Consider the following 6,025-nt stretch of genomic DNA (forward strand, 5'->3'; position numbering starts at 1 on the left):
GCCTTATGAGCACTGTCCCTGCCGCCACCAGCGCAACCAAGAAGAGCCGACCCCAGGTCAACCTGACCGTGCTGCGCAAAGAGCAGCTAACCCCGCACATGGTGCGGGTGGTGGCGGGCGGAGACGGCTTCAGTGACTTCACCAACAACGGGTTCGTGGACCGGTATGTGAAGATCGTCTTCCCCCAGCCGGGCGTTGACTACCCTTCTCCCCTTGACCTCTGGGAGGTCCGGGAAACCATGCCGCGCGAACAGTGGCCGTACACCCGCACCTATACCCTGCGCTGGGTGGACCCGGAAACCCGCGAACTGGCCATCGACTTCGTGGTCCACGGCGACGAGGGGCTGGCGGGTCCGTGGGCGGCCAATGCCCGGCCCGGGGACACGCTCACCTTCACCGGCCCGGGCGGCGCCTACAACCCAAACCCGGATGCTGACTGGTACCTGTTTGCCGGCGACGAAGCGGCACTGCCCGCCATGGCGGCATGCATCGAGTCGCTGCCGGCGGACGCAACCGGGCTCGCTTTCCTGGAGGTCGGTTCCGAAGCGGACATCCAGTCCATTGCCGCCCCCGCCGGGCTGGACGTGAGGTGGCTGCCGCGCAACGGCGCTCCCGCCGGTTCCAGCGATGTACTGGTCAAGTCGGTGGCGGACGCCCAGTGGCCCGCCGGCACGGTGGACGTCTTTGCGCACGGCGAACGTGGTTACATGAAGGCGCTGCGCGAGGTCTTCTTCAAGCAGCGCGGCCTGGAGCGCCGGCAGGTATCGCTCTCCGGTTACTGGGCACAGGGCCGGGTGGAGGATGTGTTCCAGGCGGAGAAGAAACTGCCCGTCGGACAGATCTAGGCCGGCCTCGCGTCCGAATGCTAGCGGCGGCGTGCCCGGCGCCGCTCGTTGCTCGCCAGGCTGCGGGTCAGTGGACGGGCCAGGACGTCACCCAGGACGATTCCGCCGGCCGTTCCCAGCACGATGGCGCCGGCGCTGAGCATTCCACCGGCACCGGCCAGGATTTCGGTTTCCTCAACGGTGAGCACGTACATGGACCGGAAGATTGTCAGGCCCGGCAGCAGGATCAGCGCGGCGGGGACTGCCACCACCAGCTGCGGCGCCCCCATCCGCAGGGCCACCACCCTGGCCAGGAGGCCAATGACGACGGCGGCAATGGCCGGCGAGAACCGGTCGCCGATTCCCAGCTGGCCGCAGCCCAGCAGCACCAGGTAGCCTGCCACCCCTACGGCGGCCGTGGGCAGCAGGAGCTGCCAGGTGGTCTGCTCCGTAATGCCGATGGCCATGACGGCCGCGGCTACGAAGAGGATCAGGACCCAGAGGTCGTAGGCGGGCGGGAAGGTCTGCGTGACGTCGATGCGCTGCAGGCCGGTCAGCTCCCCCACGACGAACGCGACGGCGATGCCCGCCACGATGGCGCCGAAGGTCAGCAGCGTGGACAGGAAGCGTCCCGCGGCCGTCACCGGGAAGCCGTTGATGGCGTCCTGCACCGAGGACACCAGGCGCCCGGTGGGCAGGAGCAGCAGGATGCCGCCCACCACCACGATCGAGGGTGACGTGGTGAGCCCCAGCTGCCAGAGCAGGAGCGCCAGCATGGTGACCACGAACGAGCAACTGGCGGTGATGAAGAAGTCCGGCACCCGCCACCGTCCCAGCTGGCGGGCCAGCAGGCTGATGCCGATATTGGCAACGAACGCGATCAACGACGACACCGGTCCGCCGCCCAGCACGCCCACGAACACGGCCGCGAAAACACCGAAGGCGCCCGTGACCATCCAGCGGGGATACGGCTTGGGGCTGGTGATGGCCTCGTTGAGCCTGCGGATCGCTTCATCACGGCCCACGCCGCCGGCAACGATGTCCGTTACCAGCTGGTGGACCTTGGCAAGGCCCGCATAGTTGTTGGTCCAGGACCGGACCACGCGCAGCAGGGCAATCGGCGTCTGGTCCTTGGGGGCGTAGTTGATCCCCACGGACTGGTTGGTGATGTCCACTTCGATGTTCTTCAAACCCAGCGCGGCGGTGACGGCGATGATGCTGGTCTCCACTTCCAGGGCGCCTGCACCGTAGCGGAACATGGTCTCGGCAAGATGCAGGGCGAAGTCCAGGGTTTTGCGCGCGGACGTGTCCACGCCGCCCACCTGGATGGTGGGGTTTGCGTAGGGACTTCCGGCCAGCCGGTCCACGATGCTCAGGGGCGCCGTGGGCGGATTTTCGCCCTGCACCAGGCGGCGCAGCATCCTCTTGGCGGCCGCATCCTGCCGGAGCTGCGCAGGGGTCAGCGGTTCAGTTTTGGGCAGGCCGTCAGTCTTCGGCCTGGACCCTGGCCGTTCGGGCCGGTTGCTCATGCCCGTTCCTCCCTGTGCGCGGTTGGTGGATGGTCAGGCTGCGCGCTTGAGCGGCAAGTTCCCCAGCAGTGTGCGGGCAGCGGCGGCAGCGGACCTGGCCAGCCGGTTGGCGTGGAAGACGGCGGGACGGACGGGCAGGACAAAGTCCCCCACCAGCTGGACCACTTCCCCGCCGAACCCCTTCTTGAACTCGTAGCCGCCGTGGCCTTCCTCGTCCTGTCCGGAGATGCCGAAGGTGCCGTAGAAGTTGTACCGCGGGTACCCCTTTTCCAGCGCATGCAGCATCATGCCCCAGTACAGCGACGTTGCGCCGTTGAAGTAGATGTAGTCCTGGACGGTGCCGCCGATCACGCAGACCACCTCGTCGCCATAGCAAACGAAGTGGATGGCAGCCACGGTGGCGGTACCCACGGAGTCGGGGAACCGTTCAATGTCCTTCAGGCTCCGCTCGTAGCTGTCCACCAGGTCCTGGACCACCTTGAGCCGGTTGGCTTTCTTCTTACTGCCGGTTTCCTCCACCTCGCGCCGCAGATCGTCAGCCGTGGCGGACTCCGCGGCCAGGCGTTCAGTGATGGACTTCCGGTAGGCCGGAATGTCGATCTTGGCCATCATGAGCTTGGTGAATTCCGGCGACGTGGTGCGGAGGAGGTGCTCGTAGTACCCGCGTTCGCGGTAGACGAATCCCTTTTCGTCCCCGGCCCGGCTCAGGGCTCCGTAAAACTCGTCCAGGGTTTCCAGGGTGGCCTGCTCCAGGAAGACGCCGTTCTTCTCCGCCTTGCGGATGGCCTTCCGGGTGCGGTAACTGGTGCCCATGATCAGTTCTTCGGCGTCCTGGATGCCCACCAGGTTCTTGATGAACATCCAGTTGACGTTGACGAAGTTCATGTCCAGGCCCTGGTGCTGGAATCCGAGCCCTTCCAGGTCCGCCACCAGCGGCCGGTTGTCCTCGACGTCGGGGTGCTCGGCGCCGTCCTCGTCCCGGGCTATGTACCGGATGTTGGGTGAGATCCTCAGTTCAGCGGCTTTGCGGCCTGCAGCATGCTTCCGGAGAAGTTCGACGACGCCGCCCACCAGTTCGCGGTCCGTGTAGTCCATGAGGGGTCCCTTGGCGCATTCACAGACCGTGTAGCCCAGCCGGGTGGTGGTGTAGTTGAGCTTTCCCGCTGCCACGAGTTCGCCGTCGCGCCGGACGCCGAAGAGCTCCACCTGCTGGCCGCGGGCGCGCTGGAAGCGGGCAAAGTCGATGGACTGCAGGAAGCTGTTCTGCGGGTGCTTCAGGGCGAAGGCCTCAAAGTCGGCGTCGCTGAGGTTGGCGTATTCAAGCCCGGTAGCGGCGGAAACTGGATTCAAGGGGTGACCTCTTCTGATTCTTCGCGGCCTGGGGCCAGGCGCTGGACGGACGGTGTTCGTGCGGGCCCTGCGGGTGAAAGCGGGCCCTACGGGAGGGCTCGGTGGTTTTGCTGCCGGAGCCGGTCAGTAGAACTGCTGGCCGGTGCGGGCGGTCTCGATCCGGCGGAACACCTTTTCTCCGCCGCTGACCCAAAGCCGGTGACGGAGCGGGGACAGGACGTAGTCATGGCAGCCCACAAAGTCCGTGACAGTTTTGGTGAAGCTGGTCTTGAACATGCCCATTCCGTAAAGGTTGTGGGTTTTGTCCTTGATGCGGGCGGCCGGCGGGGTACCGCAGAAGTCGTATTCGGTACAGCCGAGTTCCTGCATGCGCCGGATGGCAGTCCACTGCACCAGGTGCGAATCCCCGTACTGCTTGCGGTTCTGGGTGGAACCGCCGTCCTTATAGGTCGCTTTGGCACCGTAGTTGATGACGAATGCCCCCACGCTGGGTTTCCCGTCCTCGTAGGTGAAGAAGAAGTTGCCCTGGCCGCGGTTGCAGAACTCGTCCCAGAACCGGGCGTAGTAGTCGTAGCTGCGCAGGGGCATGGAACCCTTGGCCTTGACGGTGTCGGCCATCAGTTCGTAGAGCGCACGGTAGGTCTCAGGGCCCGGTTCCTGCCGTACCACCTGGCAGCCCTCGCGTTCTGCGCGCCGGACGGCGTTCCTGGCGCGGGAGGAAATGGCTTTGAACACTTCCTCCTCCGTCCCGGAGATATCCAGCAGGGCGGTGGAGTCATTGGACTGGATGTTGGGCGCTTTGACCAGGGTGGCGGCCTGAAGTTCTTCCTGTGCAGCCTCGGAGTCGACGATGTCCGGCTCCACCTTGATGGTGAAGACGTTCAGTTTGCGGCTGCGGACGAAAGCCGCGCACGCTTCGAGGGCTGGTTTCAGGTCTGCGGGGTCCGCCACGTCGGGGCCCTTGATCAGATACCAAAGCCGCCCCAGGACGGGGAACCGCTTTTCCAGCACCAGGTTGTAGCTGGAGCTTCCGCCGCTTTCCAGCACCAGGAACAGGACCTTCCAGCCACTTCCGTTCTTGACGGAGGCGTACGCGGCGGACTGCAGCATGTTGCCGCCGTTCGGGTTGGCCGTGACGTGCTTGTCCCAGTTCTCAATTTCCTCGGCTGTGGCAAAACGTGCGGTGAATTCTCGCAAGGGGGCCGTGTCCAATCGGGTTTGTGCGCGGTTTCGGTACTTCTGGATGCGTGCGGACATGCAGCCTCAAGTCTAAAGCCTCAGCGATGCCAGCCTTTTCTCCGGGCCTGCCTGGCATGGCGCCGATGCAGGCCGAATGCCACCTTGACGCGGCTCATGGCATTCAACAAGTGTGGGGGTATGAGGCCGGACCAGGGACAGAGCGGTACAGACGTGAAGAGAGGGCGGCCCTACAGTGCAGGTGTCCAGGCGGCGGCCCTTGCCGGGTTCCTGGTGGCGTCCCTGCTGGTGGCAGGCCTCGGCGGCCTGGCGTCTGCAGCGAATGTCAACGGCTGGTACGCCACCGCGGACAAAGCGCCGTGGACCCCGCCCAACGGTGTATTCGGCCCGGTTTGGGCCGTCCTGTACACGGCCATGGCCGTGGCCGCCTGGCTCGTGTGGCGCAAGCGCAGCACCGGAACCCGCAGGGCCATGACGGCATATGCCGTCCAACTGGTTCTGAACCTCGCCTGGACGCCGGCGTTCTTTGCGCTCTACCCGCTCCTGGGCACGACGGCATTGTGGTTGGGGCTGGCCATCATTATCACCCTGATCGGCGCCGTCGCAGTGACCGTGATGTACTTCGGTCCCATCAGCCGGGCGGCAGGACTGCTCCTGCTGCCATACGTCTCATGGCTGGTGTTCGCAGCCAGCCTCAACTGGTGGGCGGCAGCGCACAACTAGCTCAGCCCTGTCCCGCCATTCCCGCGCTGCCGCCGGGAACCGTCAGCATTCGACGACGTTGACGGCGAGGCCGCCCATGGCGGTTTCCTTGTATTTGGAGGACATGTCTTTGCCGGTTTCGCGCATGGTGATGATGACTTCGTCGAGGGAGACGCGGTGGGTTCCGTCGCCCCAGAGCGCCATTTTCGCGGCGTTGATCGCTTTCGCGGCGGCGATCGCGTTCCGTTCGATGCAGGGGACCTGGACCAGCCCGCCGATCGGGTCGCAGGTCAGGCCGAGGTTGTGTTCCATCGCGATCTCCGCGGCGTTCTCCACCTGTGCCGGGGACCCGCCCATGACCTCGGCCAGGCCCGCGGCGGCCATCGAGGACGCGGACCCCACCTCGCCCTGGCAGCCGACTTC

General features: G+C 65.6%; 6 protein-coding genes. 2 read left to right on the top strand and 4 right to left on the bottom strand.

The annotated features are described in order from the left end of the window. Positions 1–5: 5 nt before the first annotated feature. Positions 6–845, top strand: coding sequence for a siderophore-interacting protein (locus AB0313_RS13625; protein WP_366306097.1), 840 nt, complete (start codon positions 6–8; stop codon positions 843–845). 20 nt (positions 846–865) lie between these two features. On the opposite strand, the gene AB0313_RS13630 is transcribed toward AB0313_RS13625, so the two are convergent. From AB0313_RS13630 to AB0313_RS13640, 3 genes are all read right to left on the bottom strand, one after another. Next, positions 866–2,353 (bottom strand): threonine/serine exporter ThrE family protein, encoded by a 1,488-nt coding sequence (locus AB0313_RS13630; RefSeq protein ID WP_307310257.1) that lies wholly within the window; start codon positions 2,351–2,353, stop codon positions 866–868. 33 nt (positions 2,354–2,386) lie between these two features. Then, entirely contained in the window at positions 2,387–3,703 is a 1,317-nt protein-coding gene (locus AB0313_RS13635) for a peptidoglycan bridge formation glycyltransferase FemA/FemB family protein (protein WP_307310259.1), read from the bottom strand. A gap of 123 nt (positions 3,704–3,826) precedes the next feature. Continuing rightward, the gene (locus tag AB0313_RS13640; protein ID WP_366306099.1) at positions 3,827–4,960 is read right to left on the bottom strand and encodes a peptidoglycan bridge formation glycyltransferase FemA/FemB family protein; all 1,134 of its coding nucleotides are present in this window, start codon (positions 4,958–4,960) and stop codon (positions 3,827–3,829) included. A gap of 120 nt (positions 4,961–5,080) precedes the next feature. On the opposite strand from AB0313_RS13640, the gene AB0313_RS13645 reads away from it, so the two are divergent. Then, positions 5,081–5,623: a TspO/MBR family protein gene (locus AB0313_RS13645; RefSeq protein WP_307310265.1), complete on the top strand. Its 543-nt coding sequence runs from the start codon at positions 5,081–5,083 to the stop codon at positions 5,621–5,623. 42 nt (positions 5,624–5,665) lie between these two features. Here the strand turns inward: AB0313_RS13645 and AB0313_RS13650 are convergent. Beyond that, positions 5,666–6,025 (bottom strand): L-serine ammonia-lyase, iron-sulfur-dependent, subunit alpha (locus AB0313_RS13650; protein ID WP_366306101.1); only part of this gene is annotated, 360 nt, incomplete at its 5' end.

The sequence above is a fragment of the Pseudarthrobacter sp. NPDC080039 genome (genome assembly GCF_040702335.1).
Taxonomy (GTDB): Bacteria; Actinomycetota; Actinomycetes; order Actinomycetales; family Micrococcaceae; genus Arthrobacter; species Arthrobacter enclensis_A.